Here is a 658-nt window from a genome sequence, read left to right as displayed (position 1 = left end):
ATAGACCTTTGCAATAGAAATATTGTTAGGGAATCTAAACAGAGTTTATAGTTAGATAGGGTTGTAATTTGTACAACCCTATTTTGAGTACAATATCAACAATTTAATCTAACAGAGCCTATAATAAAAATAGACATTTTTTAATAGTCCAAATTTATTAAAAGCTTTCTAGATATCATAAGTAGATTCATAAAAGCATTATTCTAAAGTATCATACTCAAAAACTACTTCTCCATTACCAATAACAATAATAACATCATCTTTACCTATTAGTTTAGTAGATGTTACAGCATTAGTCCTTAAGTCAGTATATAATCTTAAATATTCGCCTGGGACGAGTACTATTACAGTCATAGTAGTTGAAGAAATGTTTCTAAAATCAGCATTAATACTCTTGAAAGTTTCCTGTTTATAGATACCTTCTTTAAGTATTTTAGTTTTAGGCTCTGCATATGCAGTTGTTGTAAAAATGGAAAGTGCAACTAACAAAGTAAATATAAATTTTTTGATTTTAATCAACTCCTTTCCATAATTAGTATTAGGGTTAATCATATTTCTTAACCCTTATATATCAAGGCCTTTATGGCCAAGATTTTTTATATCACTCAAATTTTTCAGTATCATTTTTGCTCCTTTGGATAAAACTAATAGCATATAC

Annotated in this window: 1 protein-coding gene; it reads right to left on the bottom strand. The window is 27.4% G+C overall.

Translation table 11 applies throughout. From position 1 onward, the window contains the following. Nucleotides 1-198: 198 nt before the first annotated feature. Nucleotides 199-552, bottom strand: coding sequence for a hypothetical protein (locus H8S10_RS17950; RefSeq protein ID WP_186839757.1), 354 nt, complete (start codon nucleotides 550-552; stop codon nucleotides 199-201). Nucleotides 553-658: the final 106 nt, after the last annotated feature.

The organism is Clostridium sp. NSJ-49, from assembly GCF_014287725.1.
GTDB classification, from domain to species: domain Bacteria; phylum Bacillota; class Clostridia; order Clostridiales; family Clostridiaceae; genus Clostridium; species Clostridium disporicum_B.
Note: the sequence above shows the minus strand (reverse complement) of the source record. Positions and strands in the feature narration are given on the sequence as shown.

Bases quoted from the DNA above. Each gene is read 5' to 3' on its own strand.
- H8S10_RS17950 (WP_186839757.1), bottom strand. From the start codon at position 552: ATGATTAACCCTAATACTAATTATGGAAAGGAGTTGATTAAAATCAAA.